At 67.3% G+C, this 22,708-nt stretch carries 16 protein-coding genes; 9 read left to right on the top strand and 7 right to left on the bottom strand.

The annotated features are described in order from the left end of the window. Positions 1-5: 5 nt before the first annotated feature. Together I6J77_RS14875 and I6J77_RS14870 are read left to right on the top strand one after the other, a co-directional pair. Positions 6-2,060, top strand: a complete 2,055-nt coding sequence (locus tag I6J77_RS14875) for an FAD-dependent oxidoreductase (RefSeq protein WP_204109609.1) — start codon at positions 6-8, stop codon at positions 2,058-2,060. Positions 2,061-2,251: 191 nt separating this feature from the next. Continuing rightward, on the top strand, positions 2,252-3,817 hold the full coding sequence (locus I6J77_RS14870) for an NAD(P)/FAD-dependent oxidoreductase (RefSeq protein WP_239309032.1): 1,566 nt from the start codon (positions 2,252-2,254) through the stop codon (positions 3,815-3,817). Between the two features lie 85 nt (positions 3,818-3,902). On the opposite strand, the gene I6J77_RS14865 is transcribed toward I6J77_RS14870, so the two are convergent. From I6J77_RS14865 to rfbB, 5 genes are read right to left on the bottom strand one after another with little or no spacing between them, the layout of a single operon-like run. After that, positions 3,903-5,315 (bottom strand): mannose-1-phosphate guanylyltransferase/mannose-6-phosphate isomerase, encoded by a 1,413-nt coding sequence (locus tag I6J77_RS14865; RefSeq protein WP_204109607.1) that lies wholly within the window; start codon positions 5,313-5,315, stop codon positions 3,903-3,905. A gap of 16 nt (positions 5,316-5,331) precedes the next feature. Beyond that, positions 5,332-6,267 carry a dTDP-4-dehydrorhamnose reductase gene (gene rfbD / locus I6J77_RS14860; protein WP_204109606.1) on the bottom strand — a complete coding sequence of 312 codons (936 nt, stop codon included), beginning with the start codon at positions 6,265-6,267 and terminating at the stop codon, positions 5,332-5,334. Then, the gene (gene rfbC, locus I6J77_RS14855) at positions 6,264-6,821 is read right to left on the bottom strand and encodes a dTDP-4-dehydrorhamnose 3,5-epimerase (RefSeq protein ID WP_204109605.1); all 558 of its coding nucleotides are present in this window, start codon (positions 6,819-6,821) and stop codon (positions 6,264-6,266) included. Before rfbC ends, rfbD begins: the two co-directional genes overlap by 4 nt. Beyond that, positions 6,818-7,708 carry a glucose-1-phosphate thymidylyltransferase RfbA gene (gene rfbA / locus I6J77_RS14850; RefSeq protein ID WP_204109604.1) on the bottom strand — a complete coding sequence of 297 codons (891 nt, stop codon included), beginning with the start codon at positions 7,706-7,708 and terminating at the stop codon, positions 6,818-6,820. The genes rfbC and rfbA overlap by 4 nt, the downstream gene beginning before the upstream one ends. Beyond that, positions 7,705-8,775: a dTDP-glucose 4,6-dehydratase gene (gene rfbB / locus I6J77_RS14845; protein ID WP_204109603.1), complete on the bottom strand. Its 1,071-nt coding sequence runs from the start codon at positions 8,773-8,775 to the stop codon at positions 7,705-7,707. The genes rfbA and rfbB overlap by 4 nt, the downstream gene beginning before the upstream one ends. Before the next feature lie 173 nt (positions 8,776-8,948). Between rfbB and I6J77_RS14840 the strand changes: the two genes are divergently transcribed. From I6J77_RS14840 to I6J77_RS14815, 6 genes are read left to right on the top strand one after another with little or no spacing between them, the layout of a single operon-like run. After that, a complete protein-coding gene (locus I6J77_RS14840) occupies positions 8,949-9,803 on the top strand; it encodes an ABC transporter permease (RefSeq protein WP_239309295.1) in 855 nt (284 codons plus the stop codon). 31 nt (positions 9,804-9,834) lie between these two features. After that, the gene (locus I6J77_RS14835; RefSeq protein ID WP_239309030.1) at positions 9,835-11,163 is read left to right on the top strand and encodes an ABC transporter ATP-binding protein; all 1,329 of its coding nucleotides are present in this window, start codon (positions 9,835-9,837) and stop codon (positions 11,161-11,163) included. Continuing rightward, a complete protein-coding gene (locus I6J77_RS14830; protein ID WP_204109602.1) occupies positions 11,153-12,772 on the top strand; it encodes a class I SAM-dependent methyltransferase in 1,620 nt (539 codons plus the stop codon). The genes I6J77_RS14835 and I6J77_RS14830 overlap by 11 nt, the downstream gene beginning before the upstream one ends. Continuing rightward, on the top strand, positions 12,769-15,162 hold the full coding sequence (locus I6J77_RS14825) for a glycosyltransferase (RefSeq protein ID WP_204109601.1): 2,394 nt from the start codon (positions 12,769-12,771) through the stop codon (positions 15,160-15,162). Before I6J77_RS14830 ends, I6J77_RS14825 begins: the two co-directional genes overlap by 4 nt. Before the next feature lie 35 nt (positions 15,163-15,197). Further along, the gene (locus tag I6J77_RS14820; RefSeq protein ID WP_204109600.1) at positions 15,198-15,896 is read left to right on the top strand and encodes a hypothetical protein; all 699 of its coding nucleotides are present in this window, start codon (positions 15,198-15,200) and stop codon (positions 15,894-15,896) included. Next, a complete protein-coding gene (locus tag I6J77_RS14815; protein ID WP_204109599.1) occupies positions 15,893-17,983 on the top strand; it encodes a GSCFA domain-containing protein in 2,091 nt (696 codons plus the stop codon). The genes I6J77_RS14820 and I6J77_RS14815 overlap by 4 nt, the downstream gene beginning before the upstream one ends. A gap of 28 nt (positions 17,984-18,011) precedes the next feature. Here the strand turns inward: I6J77_RS14815 and I6J77_RS14810 are convergent, their stop codons facing one another. Next, a complete protein-coding gene (locus I6J77_RS14810; RefSeq protein ID WP_204109598.1) occupies positions 18,012-18,896 on the bottom strand; it encodes a class I SAM-dependent methyltransferase in 885 nt (294 codons plus the stop codon). Beyond that, positions 18,893-21,292 carry a CmcI family methyltransferase gene (locus I6J77_RS14805; protein WP_204109597.1) on the bottom strand — a complete coding sequence of 800 codons (2,400 nt, stop codon included), beginning with the start codon at positions 21,290-21,292 and terminating at the stop codon, positions 18,893-18,895. Before I6J77_RS14805 ends, I6J77_RS14810 begins: the two co-directional genes overlap by 4 nt. Before the next feature lie 248 nt (positions 21,293-21,540). Between I6J77_RS14805 and I6J77_RS14800 the strand changes: the two genes are divergently transcribed. Continuing rightward, positions 21,541-22,707 (top strand): cystathionine gamma-synthase, encoded by a 1,167-nt coding sequence (locus tag I6J77_RS14800; protein WP_204109596.1) that lies wholly within the window; start codon positions 21,541-21,543, stop codon positions 22,705-22,707. Position 22,708: the final 1 nt, after the last annotated feature.

Genomic DNA, 22,708 nt, shown 5'->3' with positions numbered 1-22,708 from the left:
GCACCATGCGCGACCCCCGCTACGACATCCTGTTCGAACCGGTGAAGATCGGCCCGGTCACCGCGAAGAATCGCTTCTTCCAGGTGCCGCACTGCAACGGCATGGGCCACGCGATGCCGCTGGCCCATGCGGCGATGCGCGAGATGAAGGCCGAGGGCGGCTGGGCGGTGGTCTCCACCGAGGAGTGCGAGATCCACCCCAGCGGCGATCTCACGCCGTACGTGGAGGCGCGGCTGTGGGATGACCGCGACATCCCCGCGCTGGCGCTGATGTGCGACAAGGTGCACGCGCACGGCGCGCTGGCTGCGCTGGAACTCACCCACAACGGGCCGACGGCGTCCAATCTGTATTCGCGTGAAGTGCTGATCGCGCCGTCGCACCAGCCGACCAAGTACGGCTACCCGCACCAGGCGCGGGCGATGACGAAGCACGACATCCGCGAATACCGCCGCTGGCATCGCGAGGCGGCGATCCGCGGCAGGCGCGCGGGCATGGACATCATCTACGTCTACGCGGCGCACGACCTGTCGCTGGCGATGCACTTCCTGCAGCGCCGGCGCAACCAGCGCAGCGACGAGTACGGCGGCTCGCTGGAGAATCGCGTGCGGCTGCTGCGCGAGGTGCTCGAAGACACCAAGGATGCGGTAGGCGACACCTGCGCCGTGGCGCTGCGCTTCGCCACCGAGGAGCTGCTGGGGCCGGGCGGCGTCGAGCTGGCCGAGGCGAAGGAAATCGTGGCCATGCTGGCCGAGCTGCCCGACCTGTGGGACGTGAACGTGGCCGCCTGGTACAACGACTCGGTGCCGTCGCGCTTCGCCGCCGAAGGCGCGCAGGAGCCGTTCATCGACTTCGTCAAGCAAACCACGACGAAGCCGGTGGTCGGCGTGGGCCGCTTCACCTCGCCCGACACCATGGTCTCGCAACTCAAGCGCGGCGTGCTCGACATGATCGGCTGCGCGCGCCCGTCGATCGCCGATCCGTTCCTGCCGAAGAAGATCGAAGAAGGCCGCAGCGACGACATCCGCGAATGCATCGGCTGCAACATCTGCGTCTCCGGCGACATGACGATCTCGCCGATCCGCTGCACGCAGAACCCGACCATGGGCGAGGAGTGGCGCAAGGGCTGGCACCCGGAGCGCATCGCGCCGAAGCGTTCGGCAGCGCGCGTGCTGGTGGTCGGTGCCGGCCCGGCCGGGCTGGAAGCGGCGCGTGCGCTGGGCCAGCGCGGTTACGAGGTGAGCCTGGCCGAGGCGCGCAAGGAACTCGGCGGCCGCGTCGCCCGCGAAGCGCGCCTGCCGGGCCTGGCCGAATGGGCACGCGTGCGCGACTGGCGCGTGGGTCAGATCAACAAGCTGGCGAACATAGCCGTCTATCTCGACTCGCCGCTGACCGCCCAGGACGTGCTCGATTTCGGCGCCGAACACGTGGTGATCGCCACCGGCTGCCACTGGCGCCGCGACGGCTACGGCCGCAGCCACGGCACCGCCATCGACGGTTTCGCCGACGGCGCGCGCATCTATACGCCCGACGACCTGATGGACGGCCGTCTGCCCGAGGGCCGCGTGGTGGTGTTCGACGATGACGGTTTCTACCACGCGGGCATCGCGGCCGAGGCCTTGCGCCTGCGCGGTTGCGAAGTGGCGTACCTGACGCCGGAGGACAGCGTCGCGCCATGGAGCCAGCACACGCTGGACTACCGGCACATCCGCAAGCGGATGGCCAAGCTCGGCATCGAGGCGGTCGTGTCGCACGACATCGTCGGCTATGCCGGCAGCACGCTCGCCATCGAAAACGTGTGGGACCACCAGCGCCGCGAACTGGCCTGCGACGCCGTCGTCACGGTCACCGCCCGCCTGCCCGACGATGCGCTATACCAGGAGCTGTTGCGGCGCGAACCCGAGTGGTCCGCTGCGGGCCTGCAATCACTGCGCTGCATCGGCGACGCCGAGGCGCCGGGCCTGATCGCCCACGCGGTGTATGCGGGACATCGCTACGCCCGTGAGCTGGAAGAACCGGCCGCGGTCGGCGTCCCGTTCAAACGCCATTTCCACATCGAGTGACGATCGCCCAGGTTCACGGGCGCAGCGCGATCGCCGCCGGGTGTGGCCCCGGGATACCTGTCGGCGCACTCGATGCGGTGGCAGATTCGGCGTAGGCTGCGCCCGTGCGCGGGGGTGTACCGACTGGGGGTAAGACGATGGCTCGGACGGCTCTGGTCGATGTGTTGCGGCGGGCCGCGGCGATTGCGGCCGTGTCCCGGAGTACGGGCGAGCCGCTGGACGAGGCGATTGCGCGCGAACGCAGCTTGCGGGTGGATCATGCGCGGCGCCGATTCCTGCGGCAATCGGCGGTGGCTTCCGCAGCGCTGATGCTGGGCGCCTGCGCACGCGTGCCGATGCCCCTTCGCGCCACCGGCACGGATGAAGTGGTGGTGGTCGGCGCCGGCGTGGCCGGGTTGACCTGCGCGCACCGGCTGCGCCAGGCCGGCGTGCCGGTGCGTGTGTACGAGGCACAGGAGCGCATCGGCGGGCGCATGCTCAGCCTGCGCGGCCACTTCGCCGACAACCAGGTGTGCGAACTGGGCGGCGAGCTGATCGACACTGGCCACGTGCATATCCGCGCGCTGGCCTGTGAGCTGGGCATCGAACTGGACGACCTGTCGCGCGATCCCACGGCTGCGTTCGGCGACATCTGGTTCTGCAACGGTCGGCGTTACGGCGAGGACGACATCCTGCGCGAATTCGCGCCGCTGGCCGCGGCGATCGCCCGCGACGCGGCGACCTTGCCGGAGGAAGAAATCACCGCGGCCACGCCCGGCGGCGCGCAGCGACTGGATCGCGAAACGATCACGCAATGGCTGGATCGCCAGGGCGCCAGCGGCTGGCTGCGCACCATGATCGAGGTGGCGTACACGACGGAGATGGGACTGGACTGCGACGAACAGTCCGCGCTGAATTTCCTCACCTTCATTGATCCGGGTCGGGACCATTTCCGCATTTTCGGCGAAAGCGACGAGCGCTTCCACGCGCGCGGCGGCAACGACCTGATCGTGCAGCGGTTGGGCGCGGGACTGGCCGACGCCATCCACACTGGCAGCGTGCTGGAGTCGCTCGGCCAGGGCGCCGATGGCCGCTACGTGCTGGGCTTCAAGCGCGATGCCGGCGCATTCGAGGTGCGCGCGCAACAGGTGGTGTTGGCCTTGCCCTTCACCACGTTGCGCCGCGTACGCATCGACGCGGCGTTGCCGGCGGTGAAACGCCGTGCGATCGCCGAACTCGGTTATGGCACCAACGCCAAGCTGATGATCGGCTTCAACGAGCGGGTCTGGCACACGCGCCACCAGAGCGGTGGCGCCATCTATGCCGACCTGCCGCTGCAGACCACCTGGGAAACCAGCCGCATGCAGCCTGGTACGGCCGGCATCCTGACCAACTTCACCGGCGGACGGCATGGCGTCGAGCTGGGAAGCGGCAGCGCGAAGCAGCAGGCTGCCGCCGCCGTGCAACAACTGGAAGCGGTCTTCCCGGGACTGTCCGGGGCGAGGGACGGGGCGCGCGAGGCGCGCATGCACTGGCCCACGTTCCCGTGGACCCTGGGCAGCTACGCGTGCTTCCTGCCGGGCCAGTGGACCGGCATCCGTGGCGCCATCGGCGAGCGCGTGGGCAACCTGCACTTCGCCGGCGAGCATTGCGCGTACGACAACCAGGGCTTCATGGAAGGTGGCTGCGAGACCGGCGAATGGGCGGCCCAAGCCGTGCTGCGCACCGCCGGGGCGGGCTCCTGGCCCGCGTCGGCGAAGTGCGCGCAGACGGCCTGAACGACGTGGCGGTCGGCAGCCCTGGGGCGAATCGAGGTTCCCGTTTCAGCGAATCCGTGGCCCGCTGCGGCAGCTGCCGTCGCGCTCAGACGCGGCCGTAGACATCGTCGAAACGCACGATGTCGTCCTCACCCAGATAGCTGCCGGACTGCACCTCGATCAGTTCCAGCACGACCTTGCCGGGGTTGCGCAGGCGGTGCTTGCTGCCCAGCGGGATATACGTGCTCTGGTTCTCGCCGAGCAGGAACACCTTGTCGTCGCAGGTGACCTCGGCGGTGCCGGAGACCACGATCCAGTGTTCGGCGCGATGATGATGCTTCTGCAGGCTGAGCGAAGCGCCCGGCTTGACCTGGATCCGCTTGACCTGGAAGCGCTCGCCTTCCTCCAGGGAGTCGTAATTGCCCCAGGGGCGGTGCACCACGCGATGCAGCGAGTGTTCGCTGCGGCCGGCGGCCTTCAGTTGCTCGACGATCTTCTTCACGTCCTGCGCGGCGTCGCGGTGGGCCACCAGGGTCGCGTCCGGCGTGGTCACCACGATCAGGTCGTCGACGCCCACGGTGGCCAGCAGGTGGCGGTCGTGCGAGCGCAGCAGCGAACGATGCGTGTCCACCGCCAGGGTGTCGCCTTCGCGCAGGTTGCCGTCGGCGTCCTTGTCGCCGGTCAGCCACAGCGCCGACCACGAACCGATGTCGCTCCATGCGCAGCTGACCGGGATCACCGCGGCGCGGCGGGTCTTCTCCATCACGGCGTAGTCGATCGAATCGTCGGGCACCCGGGCGAACGCATCGCGGTCGATGCGCACGAAGTCCAGATCGACCGTGGCTTTCGCGTGCGCCATGCGCACCGCTTCCAGCATCGCCGGCGCGTGCGCGGCCAGTTCTTCCAGGTAGCGCGCGGCCTTGAACAGGAACATGCCGGAGTTCCAGTCGTAGCCGCCGTCGGCCAGGTAGGACTGGGCGGTGGCCAGGTCGGGCTTCTCGACGAACTGCTCGACGCGATAGCCGTGGTGGTCGATCGCGTCGGCGCGGCGGATGTAGCCAAAGCCGGTTTCCGGCCGGTCCGGGCGGATGCCGAACGTCACCAGCCAGTCCTGCGCCGCCAGCGGCTGCGCCTGTCTCACGGCCTCGACGAAGGCGTCGGTGTCGCCGATCAGGTGATCGGCCGGCAGCACCAGCAGCATGGCCTCGGGGTCGCGCTGCAAGGCCTGCAACGCACCCAGCGCGATCGCCGGCGCGGTGTTGCGGGCCAGCGGTTCCAGCACGATGCTGGCGTCCCTGATGCCGGCCTCCAGCAACTGGTCGGCGGCGAGGAAGCGGTGATCCTCGCTGGCCACCACGATCGGCGCGGCGACGTCGGGCAACTGGCGGGTGCGCGCGATGGTCTGCTGGAACAGCGTGCCCTTGCCGGCGAGCGCGAGGAACTGCTTGGGCAGGTTCTTGCGCGAGACGGGCCAGAGCCGGGTGCCGCTGCCACCGCTGAGGATGAGGGGAATCAACATGGTGGCAGGATCTCGTTCAGTGCATGGATGAGGCAAGCTGGCGCACGACATCGCGCAAGCCCTGCGTCCAGTCCGGCAGGCCAAGGCCAAAATGCCGCTGGAAACCGCCATTGTCCAGCAGCGACCAGGCCGGGCGCACGGCCGGCGTGGGGAATTCGCTGCTGTCGATCGCAAGCACGCGGGGCGCGCGTGCCAGCAGGCCCTGGGTGGCGGCCTCGGCGAAGATCGCGCCGGCAAAGCCGTGCCAGGTCGTCGCGCCGCTGGCAACCAGGTGATGGGTGCCGGCCAGTGCATCGCGTTGCACACGATCCGACGACAACCACCGATCGAGTGCGGCGAGCGTTCCGTCCACGATCAGGCCGGTGTCGGTGGGTGCGCCGTGCTGGTCGGCCACCACGCGCAGCTCGTCGCGTTCGGCGCCCAGGCGCAGCATGGTGCGCAGGAAGTTGTGGCCGTGCGCCGCGTAGACCCAGGCGGTGCGGAAGATGAAGTGGTCGGCGCCGCTGTCGCGCAGCGCGAGTTCGCCGGCCAGCTTGCTGCGGCCATAGGCGCCGAGCGGGCCGGTGGCTGCATCGACCGCGTACGGCTGCGACTGCCGACCGTCGAACACGTAGTCGGTGGAGTAGTGGATCACCAGCGCGCCACGTGCCGCCGCCCAGTGGCCGAGCACGCCCACCGCCTCGCCGTTGACGCGGGTGGCCAGGGCTTCCTCCTGCTCGGCACGATCGACTGCGGTATAGGCGGCGGCGTTGACGATCAGGTCGGGTTGCAGGCGGTCGAGCAGGGCGGGCAGGGATGCGGGGTTCGACAGGTCGGCAAGCTCGCCGTGCCCGCCGCCGGCCAGCACGCCATCACGACTGGCGGCGACCAGCTCGCCGCGCGCGGCGAGGCCGCCGTGATCGAGCAGGCTGCGGCCGAGCTGGCCGTTGGCCCCGAGCAGCAGGATCTTCATGCCGCGTAGACCGGCAGGCGCTCCGCTGGCACGTCGGCGAGCAGGGGCGTCTTGCCGTCCTTGTCCGACAGCAGCGGCGCGCTGATCGGCCAGTCGATGCCGAGCGCGGCGTCGTTCCAGCGGATGCCCGCGTCGGCCCTGGGGTCATACAGCGCGGTGCACTGGTAGCTGAAGGTGGCGAACTCGGACAACACGCAGAAGCCGTGCGCGAAGCCTTCAGGCACCCAGAAATGGCGATGGTTGTCGGCCGTCAGCATCACGCCGATCGACTGCCCGAAGGTGGGCGAGCCGCGGCGGATGTCCACCGCCACGTCATAGACCTCGCCTTCGAGCACGCTGACCAGCTTGCCCTGCGGATTCGGCCACTGGTAATGCAGGCCGCGCAACACGCCGCGCGCCGAGCGCGACACGTTGGACTGCACGAAGCGGTGGTCGACGCCGGCCTCCTGGTACTTCGCCTCGTTGTAGCTTTCGTAGAAGAACCCGCGGGCATCGCCGAACACCTGCGGTTCGAGGATCAGCGCTCCGGGCAGGCTGGTCTGGATCACCTTCATCGGGCGTGTCCCTCGCGCACCAGGCCCTGCAGGTACTGGCCGTAGCCGGTCTTGGCCAGCGGCGCGGCCAGGCCCAGCAGCTGCTCGTCGTCGATCCAGCCGTTGAGGTGGGCGATCTCCTCCGGGCAGCAGACCTTCAGGCCTTGCCGGTTCTCGATCGTCTCGATGTAGTTGCCCGCTTCCATCAGCGATTCGTGGGTGCCGGTGTCGAGCCAGGCGAAGCCGCGGCCCAGCTGCTCCAGGTGCAGCGAACCGTCGTCGAGGTAGCAGCGGTTGAGGTCGGTGATCTCCAGCTCGCCGCGCGGCGACGGCTGCAATGCGGCGGCGTAGTCGCAGACGCGGGCGTCGTAGAAATACAGTCCGGTGACGGCGTAGTGGGACTTCGGTGTGGCGGGCTTTTCCTCCAGCCCGACCACTTTCCCGTCGGCGTCGAATTCCGCCACGCCGTAACGCTGCGGGTCCTTCACCCAGTAGCCGAACACGGTGGCGCCGTGTTCGCGCGCCGCGGCACGCTTGAGGCGCTCGGTGAAACCGTGGCCGTAGAAGATGTTGTCGCCCAGCACCAGGCAGCTGGGCTTGCCGTCGACGAAATCACGGCCGATGGTGAACGCCTGGGCCAGCCCGTCCGGCGACGGCTGCGCCGCGTAACGGATGTCCAGGCCCCACTGCGAGCCGTCGCCCAGCAGGCGCTGGAACATCGCCTGCTCGTGCGGCGTGTTGATGATCAGGATCTCGCGGATACCGGCCAGCATCAGCGTGGCCAGCGGGTAGTAGATCATCGGCTTGTCGTACACCGGCAGCAGCTGCTTGCTGATCGCGCGGGTGATCGGGTGCAGCCGGGTGCCGGAACCGCCGGCGAGGATGATGCCCTTCCGTGTGCTGCTCATGAGCCGAGGCGCTCCATGCGATAGCTGCCGTCCAGCACGCGCTGGCTCCACGACTGATGGGCGAGATACCAGTCCACCGTCTGCGCGATGCCGGTCTCGAAGGTGTGGGTCGGCCGCCAGCCCAGTTCGTCCTGCAACTTGCTCGAATCGATCGCATAGCGGCGATCGTGGCCGGGGCGATCCCTGACGTAGGTGATCAGCGATTCGCGGGGGCGCCCGTCGGCCAGTGGCTGGCGCGCATCGAGCAGGGCGCAGATGGTCTTCACCACGGTGATGTTCTCGCGCTCGGCATTGCCGCCCACGTTGTAGGTTTCGCCCACGCGACCGGCGTCCAGCACGCGGCGGATCGCGCTGCAGTGATCGCCCACGAACAGCCAGTCGCGGATGTTGAGTCCATCGCCGTAGACCGGCAGCGGCTCGCCGGCCAGGGCCTTCTGGATCACCAGCGGGATCAGCTTCTCGGGGAACTGGTACGGCCCGTAATTGTTCGAGCAGTTGGTGGTCAGCACCGGCAGGCCGTAGGTGTGGTGGAACGCCCGCACCAGGTGGTCGGAGGCGGCCTTGGACGCGGAGTACGGCGAGTTCGGCGCGTACGGCGTGGTCTCGGTGAACTTGCCCTCGGCCCCCAGCGAGCCGTAGACCTCGTCGGTCGACACGTGCAGGAAGCGGAAGCCGTCGCGGGCGGCGCCGTCGAGGCCGCGCCAGTAGTCGCGGGCGCATTCGAGCAGGCCCAGCGTGCCCACCACATTGGTCTGCACGAACTCGACCGGGCCGTCGATCGAGCGGTCCACATGCGATTCGGCGGCGAAATTGACGATGGCGTCGGGCCGGTGCTCGGCCAGCAGCTTCGCCACCAGTTCACGATCGCCGATGTCGCCCTGCACGAACAGGTGCCGCTCGTTCCCGTCCAGCGAAGCCAGCGTGTCGGGGTTGCCGGCGTAGGTGAGCTTGTCCAGGTTCACCACGCGCAGACCATCGGCGATGGCCTGCAGGACGAAGTTGGCACCGATGAAACCGGCTCCGCCGGTGACCATGAGCAGGGGGACGTGACTGGATGGGCTGTTCATCGGGCCTTCTTTGGTGTCATATGGGCATACATCCGCAAGCGAATGGTGGATCGGCAAAACGTCATGCGCGAACCCGTGGCTGGCTGCGCCAGCGTGGGGCGTTTGCCCCGATAGTTTGCCATTGATGGAGGCAAGTAAGGACGCTGCCGGCGAGACGGGTTCATTGAGGGTTGATGTCGCGCGTGCATGGCGCGGTGTCCGAAGCAGCATCTGGAGAGACGATGGAATTGGCAAATCTGTCCCTGCCGCGCCGCCTTTGGGCGCGGCGAGACGTGTTCTGGGAACTTGCCCGACGCGACGTGGAAGGGCGTTACAGCGGGTCCTTCCTGGGGCTGCTCTGGTCCTTCATCAATCCGTTGCTGATGCTGGCCGTCTATACCCTGGCTTTCCGCGTTTTCCTCGGCATGCGCTGGCCCGGCATGAAATCCGGAGTCGATTTTTCGCTGATGATCTTCTGCGGCATGATCATCCACTCGCTGCTGGCCGAATGCCTGATGCGGGCGCCGTCGGTGATCGTTTCGCAGAGCAACCTGGTGAAGCGGGTGGTTTTCCCGCTGTCCATCCTGCCGTGCGTGATGGTCGCATCGTCCCTTTTCAACGCGGCGCTGAGCCTGCTGGTCCTGCTGCTGTTCGTGCTGCTCTCGCAACACGCGATTCCCGTCGCGGTGCTGTATCTGCCGCTGGTGTACGCGCCGTACGTCCTCCTGCTTTGCGGCGTGAGCTGGTTGATGGCTTCGCTCGGCGTGTTCATCCGCGATATCGCCCAAGTGGCCGGCGTGCTTTCGGCGATGCTGATGTTTCTCAGCCCGGTCTTCTATCCTGCCTCGACCCTGCACGAACCGTATCGTGACTGGCTCGCGTTCAATCCGTTGACCCTGATGATCGAACAGACGCGCCAGATCGTCCTGTTCGGTCAGCCGCCGGACTGGGCGGCGCTGGGCAGCTACACCCTGGTGGCGATCGCCGTGCTGCTGTTCGGCTTTGCCTGGTTTCAGCGCACGCGCGATGGATTCGCCGATGTCCTCTGAAACCGTCCCCGTGCCGGGCACCGCCGTCGACGTGGCGATCGAGGTGCGTGGGCTGGGCAAGTGTTACCAGCTCTACGACAAGCCGGTGCACCGGATGTGGCAGAGCCTGCTGGGTGGCAATCGACGCTTCTACCGTGAGTTCTGGGCCCTGCGCGAGGTGGACTTCGAGGTTCATCGCGGAGAGACCCTTGGCATCGTCGGTCGCAACGGCGCCGGCAAATCCACCTTGCTGCAGCTGATCGCCGGTACGCTCAAGCCGACCGAGGGGCGCGCCGGCATCCATGGCCGGGTGGCGGCGCTGCTGGAGCTGGGCAGCGGATTCAATCCCGATTTCACCGGTCGCCAGAACGTCTATCTGAACGCCGCCATCCTGGGCCTGAGCCGCGACGAGATCGATGCCCGCATCGAGGACATCCTCGCCTATGCGGAGATCGGCGACTTCGTCGACCAGCCGGTGCGCAGCTACTCCACGGGCATGGTGATGCGGCTGGCGTTCTCGGTGGTGACGCACGTGGACGCGGACATCCTCATCATCGACGAAGCGCTGGCCGTGGGCGATGCGTTCTTCATGCAGAAGTGCATGCGTTACCTGCGCGAGTTCCGCAAACGGGGCACCATGCTGTTCGTCAGCCACGATGGCAGCGCGGTGACCAGCCTGTGCGACCGCGCGATCTGGCTCGAACACGGCCGGGTGCAGCAGATCGGCACGGCACGCAAGGTGATGGAAGCCTATATCGAGGCGTCGCTGATCGAACGGCAACACGGGATCGGGGCGCAGGGGCAAAGGTTGCAGGAACGCCCCCAGCCTTCGACCCGGCGTCAGGTCGATCCGCGTCAGGAGCTGATCGACCGCTCCACGTTGCGCAACGACATGAAGATATTCCCCTTCCAGCCGGAGGAGGACGGCTTCGGCGAGTGCAAGGTCCGCATCGCGCATGTCTCGATCTGCAACGAGCAGGGACGGGATATCGCCCTCGTGCTGGCCGGAGAATGCGTGACGCTCCGGATCGAGCTGATCGCCGATGAAGCCATGGACAATGCGATCACCGGGTTCTACGTGAAGAACCGTCTGGGGCAGCTGATGTTCGGCGACAATACGGCCATCAGCCACGGGGGCGACTTCGCGGTGAGCGGGGGGCAGCGGTTTTGCGCCAGCTTCCAGTTCGTGATGCCGCGGCTGATACCCGGGGAATATTTTGTGGCCGCAGGTGTTTCCGAGGGAACGCAGGAGCAGCACGTCGTGCAGCACTGGCTGCACGAAGCGCTGCGTTTTACCGCCGAGGGTGGTTCCATGGTGGCCGGACTGATCGGCATACCGATGCTGGACATTCGTGTTGAACGGTTGACTGATGAAGCCTGACTTTCTCCTCGAAGAGCATCCGCTGCTTCTGCTGAACCCGCGTCTGGTGCCACCGTATGGATGGGCGGGCCACATTCCGTTCGCCTTCCTGGCGATCGACCTGCTGCGCCCGCGAACCCTGGTCGAGCTGGGCACGCATTCGGGCAACTCGTACATGGCGTTCTGCCAGGCGGTGCGGGCGCTGGCGCTGGACTGCCGTTGCAGCGCCGTCGATACCTGGCAGGGCGACGCCCATGCGCTGCACTACGGAGAACAGGTCTATCAGGCGCTGCGCGCGCGGCATGATCCGCTCTACGGCGACTTTTCGCGGTTGCTGCGTGCACGCTTCGACGACGCGGTCGGGCAGTTTCCCGAGGGAAGCATCGACCTGCTGCACATCGATGGGCTCCATACCTACGATGCCGTGCGCCACGATTTCGAGACCTGGCTGCCCAGGCTGAGCGAACGCGCGGTGGTGTTGTTGCACGATACCGGGGAACGTGGGCGCGACTTCGGCGTGTGGCGCTTCTTTGACGAACTGGCCGCCCGTTATCCGTCTTTTGCATTCGAGCACAGCCATGGCCTGGGCGTGGTGGCGGTGGGCGCACGCATCCCGCCGTCATTTGCCGCATTCATGCACAGGGCAGCGGAAGCGCCGCAGGCCGTGCGGGGATTCTTTGCCGCGCTGGGCGGCAAGCTGGTCGACGCGGATGGCCATCCGGTCGAGGGAGCGCCGGCCGAGGTGCCGCCGCCCGGCAGCCATCTGTACTACCGCCGGCGTGACGAGAACTACGACGAAAGCCGCATGGTCTCACTGGCACCGGATGCGCTCGAGGGCGTGCTGGACCTGCAATTCCGGCTGCCCGCGGACACCACGCCGGACTACCTGCGGATCGATCCGGCGGACCATCCCGGCATCTACGGATTGGGTCGGGTCGCGTGGCGTACGCAAGCTGACGAAGCGTGGCACGAATTGGGCGGCTTGCCCGGTCGGCTGGGGCACGTGCACGGCGAGCTGCTGCCATCGCAGGCGACGCAGGGCGTGCGCCTGGCCAGCTTTGACAGCGATCCCCATCTGGAATTCGAGATCGGCAGCGCGCTGCCGCAGCGACTGCCCGGCGAGTGGCTGGAGGTCGCGATCCGGATCGAGTACGAAGTGGTGATCGATCGCCCGGCGCTTCATCGCCTGCTCGAGCGGCAGTCGGAATCGATCGTCGAAATGGTGCATCTGTCGCGTGAGCGCATCGATGTGCAGAACCTGTTGCGCGAGTTCGCCGGCCAGCAGGAGCAGTTGCTGGCCATCTGTGGCGAATTCGGACAACAAGGCCAGGCCCTGCGGGAGCAATCCGCCGAGCTGGCCGAACGGCGGGAGCAGCTGCAACACCTCCTGCTGGGGTTCTCGCACCAGCGCGAGCAGCTGCAGGGGCTTGCCTCCAGCCTGGCGCAGCAGCAGGCCCAGTTGACCGAGGCATTGTCGGGCAGGGATGAACTCGAAGCGCTGGTGAAGCAGTCGACCCGGCAACAGGTCGACATGCAGTCGGCGATCGAACGCCTGCAGCAGGGAGTGGATTCGCTTGCCGAGCGGGGCTTGGTTGCGCGGATGCGCAGACTGCTGGGGCGCGCACGATGATCCCCGGCGGCGAACCCCCGATCGAACGTGGCGGCTTGCTGCGCAGGGTGTTGCGGCGCCTGCGCCGAGCATTGCGGCATCTGCACGGGCCCGCCATCTCGCTGCGTCCGCTGCATCAGTTGCGGCCGGTCGAGGGAGTGCCGGACGGCTGGCAATCCGATGGCAACGACCCCCAGTTCGAGTGCGTGAGTCAGCGCTTCCCGGTCCGGGCGGGCTGGTACCTGCTGTCCATCGAGCTGGAAGATCTGGATGGCGACCGGCTGGAGCCGACGTTGTACTTCGACTATGGATGGGGCATGCATGAGGACTGGTCGCTGCGCCTGGGCTTCTTCGACCCCGGCAGGAGGCGGCACAGCGGCGTGGTGTTGCTGACGCACGACATCCATCGCCTGCGGCTGGATCCGGCCGGCCAGCCATGCAGGCTGCGCGCGCGGAACATGAGCCTGGTGCGACTGGGCCGCATCGCGGCCAGCTGGCACATGTGGCGTTCGGTGTCGGAAGCACACGAAGCGCAGGGCGGGCAGGTCGGTGCTCTCCGGCGCGAAGCCTGGGCCGAGTTGCGCCAGCGCGGTGGTCGTCGCGCCTTCGCGAGCTGGCTGCATGGCCGCTATACCCGGCGCGGCGGCAAGGCACCGACCTACGAGCGCTGGCTTCGACTCTACGACCGGCAGCCGGCGCCTGCTTCGCGGGCCGGCGGTCAGCCGATTTCCATCCTGCTGCCGACCTACAACACGGCGGAAGTCTGGTTGCGCCGTTGCCTCGACAGCGTGCTGGCGCAGACCAGCCCCGACTGGGAGCTGTGCGTGGCCGACGATGCCTCCGGCGAACCGCAGGTTCGCAGCGTGCTGGAGGAGTACGCCGCGCGCGACCCGCGCATCCGGATCCACTGGCGCGAGCGCAACGGGCATATCTCGGCGGCCTCGAACAGCGCGCTGGCGCTGGCTACCGGCGACCATGTCATCCTGCTCGATCACGACGACGAACTGCACCCGCAGGCGATCGCCACGGTCAGCGAGGCGCTGCGCGAGCATCCGCAGTGGCAGATGGCCTACTCCGACGAAGACAAGATCGACGCCGAGGGCAGGCGCTACGATCCGTATTTCAAGCCGGACTGGAACCCCGACCTGCTGTGCGGGCATAACTGCGTCAGCCATCTGGGCGTCTATTCGCGCGAGCTGCTGACCGCCTTGGGCGGGTTCCGCGAAGGCCTGGAAGGCAGCCAGGACTGGGACCTGGCGCTACGTTGCAGCGAGCAGCTGCGCCCCGACCAGATCGGGCACATACCGATGGTGCTGTATCACTGGCGCGCCATCGAGGGCTCCACGGCGCAAGGCGTGGAGCAGAAGGGATATGCGCACACGGCAGGCCTGCGCGCGGTGCGGGAACATTTCGCGCGGCAGGGGCAGGCTGCCGAGGTGCACGAGATCGAAGGCATTCATGGAGCTTTCCGGGTTCGCCATCCGTTGCCCGAGCCGGCACCGCGGATCAGCATCATCGTGCCGACGCGGGACCGGATCGACCTGCTGCGACAGTGCGTGGAATCGATTCTCCGGCACACGACCTATCCGGACTACGAAATCGTGGTGGTCGACAACCAGTCGGTCGAGCCGGCGTCGATCGCCTACTTTGCCCAGCTGGCCGCGCTGCCGAATGTACGCGTGCGTGCGCACGACCGGCCGTTCAACTATTCGGTCATCAACAACGAGGCCGTGCGTGAATGCGCTTCTCCGCTGGTGTGCCTGCTCAACAACGACATCGAGGTGATCACCCCGGACTGGCTGGAGGAACTGGCCAGCCATGCCATGCGCCCTCACGTGGGCGCGGTTGGCGCGATGCTGTATTACCCGAACGACACGATCCAGCATGCAGGGGTCGTGACGGGGGTGCATGGGGTCGCGGCGCATCCGTACTGCGGCATGCCGCGCGGGCACTCGGGACAGATGGCGCGCGCACGACTGGCCCAGGCGATGAGCGCCGTGACCGCTGCCTGTCTGATGGTGCGACGCGAGGTCTACCAGCAGGTGGGTGGCCTGGACGCCACGCTGCAAGTGGCCTTCAACGACGTGGATTTCTGTCTGCGCCTGCGTCGGGCGGGTTTCAGCAACGTGTGGACGCCGTACGCGGAGCTGTACCATCACGAGTCCGCCTCGCGGGGGCACGAAGACACGCCGCAGAAGCAGGCACGCTTCGAGCGCGAGGTGGGTTTCATGCGCCAGCGCTGGGGTGTCGAGCTTGAACGGGACCCGGCGTACAACCCCAACCTGACCCTGCGCGGCGAACCGTTCACGCTGGCCTTCCCGCCGCGTGACTGGCGCCAGGTGGAACCCGGTTCGCCGCTTCCGGAGGAGGTCGCATACCCCCGGGCGCACGCCGGTACTTCGGTGCACTGATGGCCGGGTCGGGAGCCTGTCGGTTGGAGCAGTCCATGCCACTGCTGTGCATAGGCCACAGCCATCTTGCGTGCGTGACGCGCGCCGCCGTCGCTGCGGAGCTCCCGTTCCGCGCGTTCAACTTCTGGGACTTGCCCGGGGCGATCGTCAACGATGGCGGCCAGCCGCGATTTGCCGAAGACATCCGCGAGGCGCTGATCGGACACGCCGGTCCCGTGTTCTCCTTCGTAGGTGGCGGGGCGCATGTGGTGCTTGGCATGCTGGTGCATCCGCGGCGTTTCGATTTCGTGCTGCCCGACCAGCCGGACCTGGCCCTCGACCCGGCGGCCGAAGTGTTGCCGGCCACTGCGGTCAGGCGGATTCTGGAATCCATGACCGACGAATATCTGACCCTGATGGGCGAGGTTCGCCGGCTGGCCAGCGGGGCGATGTTCCACATCGAGCCGCCACCGCCCTCGGCCGACGCCCTGCGCATGCATGCCGACGTGCCGTGGGTGATGTTTCCGGATCGCTGCAGGGAAATTTCACCCGCGGCGTTGCGCTACAAGCTGTGGCGGCTGCACTCGCAGATTCTCCGCGCATGGTGCAGCGGCAACGGCGTGACTTTTGTCGAGGCACCGGCCGGGACGAGTGACGCCGACGGCTTCATGCTTGACGACTACTATGGCGACGGTGCACATGCGAACGATGCTTACGGTGAACTGGTGCTGGCGCAGATGAGGCAACTGGCGTGACCCATCCCTATGCTTCCGCGCCGGATCGGCAGCGATGGAGCCGGACGATGGCGGGCCGCGAGCTTGCTGCCATCGATCCTGTTTTGCCGCCACCCTGGCGGATCGGCAGCGAGGCGAAGATCGTCACGGCCGGCAGTTGCTTCGCCCAGCACGTGGCGCGTCACCTGCGCGACCAAGGTTACGCCCTGTTCGAGACGGAGCCGGCGCATCCGCTGATGCCGGCGAGCCTGGCCGAGACATATGGCTATGGCGTCTACGCCGCGCGTTACGGAAACATCTACACCTCGCGCCAGTTGCTGCAGTTGTGGCGACGGGCGACCGGGCGGATGCAACCGGTCGAGGATTGCTGGCAGCAGGACGGTGGCTGGTTCGATCCGTTCCGGCCCACGATCCAGCCGGGCGGGTTCAGCTCGATGCGCGAGTACACCGAGGATCGCCGGCAGCATTTTGCCGCGGTTCGCCGCGCCTTCTCGGAAATGGACGTCTTCGTGTTCACGCTGGGGCTCACCGAGTGCTGGGTTTCCCGCCTCGATGGCGCGGCCTATCCGGTGTGCCCCGGTGTCGCCGCGGGGCGCTTTGACGCCGAACGGCACGAGCTGGTCAATCTGGGTGTGCAGGAGGTAGTGGAGGATCTCCGCGCCTTCATCAGCGAGGTGCGCGCGATCAATCCGCGCCTGCGCCTGATCCTGACCGTCTCGCCGGTTCCGCTGGCGGCCACCGCCGAGTCGCAGCATGTACTGGCAGCGACGACGTATTCCAAGTCCGTGCTGCGGGTGGCGGCGGAGACCCTGGCGAGGCAGGACGGGGCCTACTACTTTCCTGCCTACGAAATCATCACGGCAGGTGGCGGCGAATACCTCGCGCCGGACCGCCGCACCATTCTTGAGCCGGGCGTGCGGCGGGTCATGGAACTCTTCTCGCACCATGTGCTGGACGGCACCGGTTCGCCCCACGCGTTGCCTGAAGAGAACGACTTCCTGTCGCAGAGCCGGCGGTTCGTCGATGTCCTCTGCGACGAACAACGACTGGATCCGTCCACTGGAGAACTCCCGATGAACGCGCCTGACTCGCCCGATGCGGCGTTGAACTTCGCCGATGCATGCCGGGCGCAGGGACATCACGACGAGGCCATCGCCTGTCTGACCGCTGTCCGTCGCCGGCATCAGGATGCACGCCTGGAGCGTCTCCTCGCGACCTGCCGCTTCGAGGCCTACCAGGCCAGGGTGCCTGTTTCCACCGTGCCCGATCGCTGGGCAGGAGATGCCGCGGACCGCTTCGAGCACGTCGAGGGCATTCCCGAAGTGCAGGCCGGCGAGCTCGACGCCCGCACCGTGGCGGCGGGCGTCCGCAAGCACGGCGCATTGCTGGTGCGTGGACTGTTCGATACGGCGACGGCCGCGATGCTGGCTGATGGCGTCAAGCGCTCACTGGATGCCTGCCAGGCGTGGCACGATGGTGGCCAGGGCGAGTTTCCCGACACCTGGTACTCCCGCCTGGCGCTGCCCGCCGATTGCGAACTCGGCGTGGCCCGCCCCTGGGTCGAGGGCAATGGCGGTGTCTGGCTGGCAGACTCCCCGCGCATGCTCTACGAGCTCACCGAGCTGCTCGAGCGCCGGGGCATCACCCGGGTGGTGGCCGACTATTTCGGCGAGCCCGCGATGATGTCGGTAGGCAAATCCACCTTGCGTTGCGTGCCCAGCACCATCCGTGCATCGGACTGGCACCAGGACGGCGCGTTCATGGGCGCGGAAATCAGGAGCCTCAACATCTGGATGGCGTTGTCGTCCTGTGGGGTCGAGGCTTCCGGCCTCGAGGTGCTCCCGCAGCGCGTGGAGCGCATCCTGCCCACCGGCAGCCATGGCGCCAGCTTCGACTGGTCGGTGGGACCCGACATGGTCCGCCAGGTTGCCGGGGCCGGTGGCACCTGGACGCCCCAATTCGAACCCGGTGACGCCCTGCTGTTCGATCACTTCTTCGTGCACCGTACCGGCATCCCGGCCGCGATCAGCCGGGATCGCTACGCGATCGAGTCATGGTTCTTCGCGCCCACGGCGTATCCCGCCGACCAGGTGCCGCTCCGGCTGTAGGCGCGGCATGGCCTGACCGGTCGCCGCTTCAGTCGATGCCGGCGATCGCCCGGTTCTCCAGCTGGGCGATGCGCCGTTGCTGCGCATCGATCAGCGCGCGGGCGCGTTCCAGCGCCTCGGTGCGGCGGGTCAGGCAGGCCTCCGCCTGGCACAGCATCGCGCGCAGCTGGATGCAGTCCGACTCCAGCGCCTTGCTGGCTTCCAGCATGGCGTCACCGCTGAAGAATCCGTCGATCAGCGATTGCAGCGCCGGCGTCATGCGCGGCACCGGCACCACGATTGCCAGGCCGTTGAAAAACGGCAGCTTGCGCAGGCTCCATTCGGTAGGCGAACTGGCGATGAAGTCCTCGATGGCCGTGAGTACGCCATTGCGTGGCCCGCCCTCATGCGTGGCGTTCGCCAGCCAGCCGTTGACGCCCTGCTCGGTCAGTTCGGACTGGTCCGGGAGCATGCCCTTGTAGCTGTAGGGGTGCCGCTGCCATCCGTCGAGGTCGTCCGGGCTGTAATACATGTCGCGTCGCGCATACGGCCAGGCCGCGTCGTGGCACAGCACGATGGGCGGGAGCTTGCCGCATTGCTCGGCGCGCGCCTGCAGCAGGTTGAGTTCGCTGAACACGGTGGCCCAGTTGTGATCCCCATCCACCAGCGCGATGTCGGGTGCTTCCAGTTGCGGAATGGCGGCCAGGCTCTTCAGCGCGAGAAAGCGGTACTCGGCCGGACCGAACCTGGCCAGTTCCTCGCGCAGGCTCGGCAGCGGCGCCGGATCGATGATGTCGGCATGCGCGCCGTTGTCACGGCAGAAGGCCAGGATCTGGCGGGTGTTCCAGCCGTATTCGGCGCCGATCTCCATGATCTGCCGGGGCTGCACCGTCTCGAAGATCGGACGGATGTAGCGCTGCCAGAAACGATTCATTGCATGTTCTCCAGATCCAGGGACGTGTCGGTGCCGAGCTCGTCCAGCGCGGCATCGTAGCTGGCTGCGTTGACGCCGCCGCCGATCTTGCGCAGGTAGCCATAGGGGCAGGTGGTGATCAGCTGTCGCGTCCAGCTGCGGTCGATGACGAACATCGGGTTGCCTTCGGTGAACTCGCGCAGGGTCTTGTAGTGCTGCCGCGTCGAGTAGCCCAGCCAGGGTTGGCCGAACACCGTGCCCACGCAGATCATGTACGAGCGATGGGAGACCAGCTCCCCCCACGCTGCCAGGGTGGCGCCGTTGAACCGGCCCGCATCGCCGGCGGCGTGCAGCACCAGCACGGTCTCGGCCGTGCCGGCCCAGAGCCGGGCCGCGGTCGGGGCGGAGGCATCCGCAGGCGTGCCGACCAAGCCGGTGATCCGGGCAGACGCCGCCACGGCGTCGTCCGCCACGTGCAGGATGCGCGCGGCCCCGATCCCGGCGGCCTGCAGCACGCTGTCGACATAGGCGATCAGGCCGCGCTCCACGCCCACGCCGATCACGGCATCGGGCCGGATCTGATGAATGATGTCCTGCACGCTGCTCAGGTCGGCCGGCGCCATGCCGGTGGGCTGGCCCAGCCAGCGCACATCGCGTTGCAGGCCGCATTCGGCATACACGGACAGCAGGTGCGACTGGGCGCCGTCATCGAAGTGGGCGGCCAGCTTGCCCGGGCGCACTTCCTCGGTGACGCCCAGTCGCATCGGCATCAGCGTGCGCTGGCGCATGCCGGTGGCGAACTCGGAACGCAGCTGGCCACGGAAGGTGAGCTGGCCCCGCTCGATCATGGCGAAGTCTTCGCCGCGCAGCGTGCGGTAGGCCGTGGCATAGGCGCGCACGCGCAAATCCTTTTCCACGTCATCCACATTGGTGGTGGTGCCGCCGTGGAACTGGTGGAAGGTGGCCTCGCCGATGGGTGCGACCAGTGGTGCGGAGGCAGCCATGCAGGTCCGACGCCACAGGTCGAGATTGGCGAACCCGCCACCAGGCTGATCGAAAGCCTCGTCGAAGCCGCCGATGCGGTCATACAACTCGGTGGGCAACATCAGGCAGTTGCTCTCGCTGAGGCCGTCGAACCAGGGCTCGGGGTTCTCGCTCATCGGCGTGCCGATGCGGAACAGGTCATAGCCGTTCAGAGGCCAGCGGATGCGTTCGAACAGCTTGTCTTCCTGTTCGCGGCTGTAACCGACCAGGGTCAGCCAGCGCTGGTCGCCGCCGATGAACCAGTGGCGCACCGCGACCACCGCGCCGGCATGCTCGCGCCAGGCCTGGCGAGCCTCGCGAAAAATGCCGGGGCTGAGTACGTGGGCGCCATCGATCATCACCGCCAGATACCTGCCGCGCGCCGCCAACGCGGCCTCGTTGAGCGCACCGCACGGCGAGGCGTGCTGGCGGCTTGGCCGGACCAGCCGGAATTCCGGGCCAAAGCTGGCCACCCAGGCAGGGTCGAGCGGTGGTTGTGATCCATTGTCGATGCACAGGACTTCGTAATCGAGGTCCGCGGAATCGGCCTGATAGGCGCGGGTCAGCGAAGTCAGCGTGCGCGCCGCTTCACGCTGCATGTTGTAGAAGTTGACGACGATGGACAGCGTGACCGGGTCGGCGACCGGCTGGCGTGACAGCGGAGGCGGCAATTTCGCGCGGCTTGCGAGTTTCTCCGGCGAAGCAGGCGAGGTCAGCGCCCGGAACGGCATGGCCAGCGGCGACGCCTCTTCGTCGGCGAGGCACAACCGCAGCTCGTGCAGACGGTCGTCGCGCAGCTCGTCCGGAAGCGGTTGATCGAAGCCGCAGCAACCGTCGCCCTGATGCAGTTCGGCGATGTCCGGCCGCCACTGATTGGCCGCAAACCGCATCCATTCGCGGCTGCCTTCGCGAAGTACCAGGTTCGGCGATGCCTGGGTGCCGTCCGTCCAGCGCAGCCATCCCCGCATACGCGCCGGCCCGCACTGGTCCAGCGAACCGTGCAGGCCCGGCCGGTGCAACGGGATGGGCAGGATGTCGCTGCTTTCGGCGGACGCGGCTGCAGGCATCACCACCGGGCTGCCAACCAGTGGCTGGGCGCCGGATGCTTGCACCGCAACGACTTCCAGCGCGGTGCCGAGTTCGGGCAACGTGGCCTCCAGACGAAGCGCAAAGGCGCAGTAGCCGTTTCGCTTCCCGGCGGCAGCGAGATCGGCACGCATGGTGTCGGCCTCGCCGCGGCCCAGCACGGTACCGTGGGCACGTACCTCGATGCTGGCCGTTCGTGCCGGTTCATCCGGGAACCAGGCCCAGCCGTGCACGATGTGGTTGGTGATGCCGTCCACGACCCCCTCCAGCAGCAATGCGGACGGGAAAGTGATTGGGTTGTTCATCATCAACGGATCTCGACTGGAACGAAAACCCCTCGACGAGTCAGGTCGACGGGGAAGGCTGCGAACGTCAAAGATCGCGTGTCCCGGTGCGATGTGCAATACGCGAGCGCATGCTCGACGGAAAATTCACGCATTCCCATCCGTAAGCTTCGATGAATGGATGCACCCGTCGAGGTTCGGCATGGTGCGCCGCGACGAGTAAGATAGCGGCTTTGCCAGCAGATCCCGCCCCGGGGATATCACGGATCATCATGAACAAACGCAGCAAGCAAGCCCCGCACGGCCTCGGCACCCGCGCCATCCACGCCGGCCAGCACCCTGATCCGAGCACCGGCGCGATCATGACGCCGATCTACGCGACCTCGACCTACGTGCAGAAGAGTCCCGGCGTGCACCAGGGTTACGAGTATTCGCGCACGCAGAACCCGACCCGGATGGCCTACGAGCGTTGCGTGGCGGATCTGGAAGGCGGCGTCGCCGGCTTTGCCTTCGCGTCGGGACTGGCCGCCGCGGCGACCGTGCTGGACCTGCTCGATTCGGGCAGCCACGTGATCGCGATGGACGACCTGTACGGCGGCACCTACCGCCTGTTCGAGAAGGTACGCCGGCGCTCGGCGGGGCTGGACTTCAGCTTCGTCGACCTGAACGACACCGCGGCGATGAAGGCGGCGCTGAAGCCGAACACCAGGATGATCTGGGCGGAAACGCCGACCAACCCGATGCTGAAGCTGGTCGACCTGGCTAAGGTCGCCGCGTTCGCCAAGAAGCACGGCCTGATCCTGGTGGTCGACAACACGTTCTGCTCGCCGATGGTGCAGCGGCCGCTGGAATACGGCGCCGACCTGGTGCTGCATTCGGCCACCAAGTACCTCAACGGCCATTCGGACATGGTCGGCGGCATCGTGGTCGCCGGCAACAAGGAACTGGCCACCCAGATGGGCTTCCTGCAGAACTCGGTCGGTGCGGTGGCCGGCCCGTTCGATGCGTTCCTCGCCATGCGCGGGCTGAAGACCCTGCACCTGCGCATGAAGGCGCATTGCGACGGCGCACTGGAGCTGGCCAAGTGGCTGGAAAAGCATCCCGCCGTGGAGCGGGTGATCTATCCGGGCCTGAAAAGCCATCCGCAGCACGCGCTGGCGAAGCGCCAGATGCACGGTTTCGGCGGCATCATCACGATCGAGGTGAAGGGTGGCCTGAAGAAGGCCCGGCGCATGCTGGAGCGCTGCGAACTGTTCGCGCTGGCCGAGTCGCTGGGCGGCGTCGAAAGCCTGATCGAGCATCCGGCGATCATGACCCACGCCTCGGTGCCCGCAGCCAATCGCAAGCGGCTGGGCATCAGCGACGGGCTGATCCGGCTGTCGGTGGGCGTGGAGGACTTGAAGGACCTGCGCGAGGAGCTTGAACGCGCGTTGAGCTGAG

The organism is Rhodanobacter sp. FDAARGOS 1247 (genome assembly GCF_016889805.1).
GTDB lineage: Bacteria > Pseudomonadota > Gammaproteobacteria > Xanthomonadales > Rhodanobacteraceae > Rhodanobacter.
Note: the sequence above shows the minus strand (reverse complement) of the source record. Positions and strands in the feature narration are given on the sequence as shown.

Excerpts from the sequence above, each read along its gene's own strand:
- rfbA (WP_204109604.1), bottom strand. The coding sequence starts at position 7,708 with ATGAGCAGCACACGGAAGGGCATCATCCTCGCCGGCGGTTCCGGCACC.
- rfbB (WP_204109603.1), bottom strand. The coding sequence starts at position 8,775 with ATGAACAGCCCATCCAGTCACGTCCCCCTGCTCATGGTCACCGGCGGA.
- rfbD (WP_204109606.1), bottom strand. The coding sequence starts at position 6,267 with ATGAAGATCCTGCTGCTCGGGGCCAACGGCCAGCTCGGCCGCAGCCTG.
- rfbC (WP_204109605.1), bottom strand. The coding sequence starts at position 6,821 with ATGAAGGTGATCCAGACCAGCCTGCCCGGAGCGCTGATCCTCGAACCG.
- I6J77_RS14830 (WP_204109602.1), top strand. The coding sequence starts at position 11,153 with ATGAAGCCTGACTTTCTCCTCGAAGAGCATCCGCTGCTTCTGCTGAAC.
- I6J77_RS14820 (WP_204109600.1), top strand. The coding sequence starts at position 15,198 with ATGCCACTGCTGTGCATAGGCCACAGCCATCTTGCGTGCGTGACGCGC.
- I6J77_RS14810 (WP_204109598.1), bottom strand. The coding sequence starts at position 18,896 with ATGAATCGTTTCTGGCAGCGCTACATCCGTCCGATCTTCGAGACGGTG.
- I6J77_RS14825 (WP_204109601.1), top strand. The coding sequence starts at position 12,769 with ATGATCCCCGGCGGCGAACCCCCGATCGAACGTGGCGGCTTGCTGCGC.
- I6J77_RS14875 (WP_204109609.1), top strand. The coding sequence starts at position 6 with ATGCGCGACCCCCGCTACGACATCCTGTTCGAACCGGTGAAGATCGGC.
- I6J77_RS14800 (WP_204109596.1), top strand. The coding sequence starts at position 21,541 with ATGAACAAACGCAGCAAGCAAGCCCCGCACGGCCTCGGCACCCGCGCC.
- I6J77_RS14865 (WP_204109607.1), bottom strand. The coding sequence starts at position 5,315 with ATGTTGATTCCCCTCATCCTCAGCGGTGGCAGCGGCACCCGGCTCTGG.
- I6J77_RS14840 (WP_239309295.1), top strand. The coding sequence starts at position 8,949 with ATGTCGCGCGTGCATGGCGCGGTGTCCGAAGCAGCATCTGGAGAGACG.
- I6J77_RS14805 (WP_204109597.1), bottom strand. The coding sequence starts at position 21,292 with ATGATGAACAACCCAATCACTTTCCCGTCCGCATTGCTGCTGGAGGGG.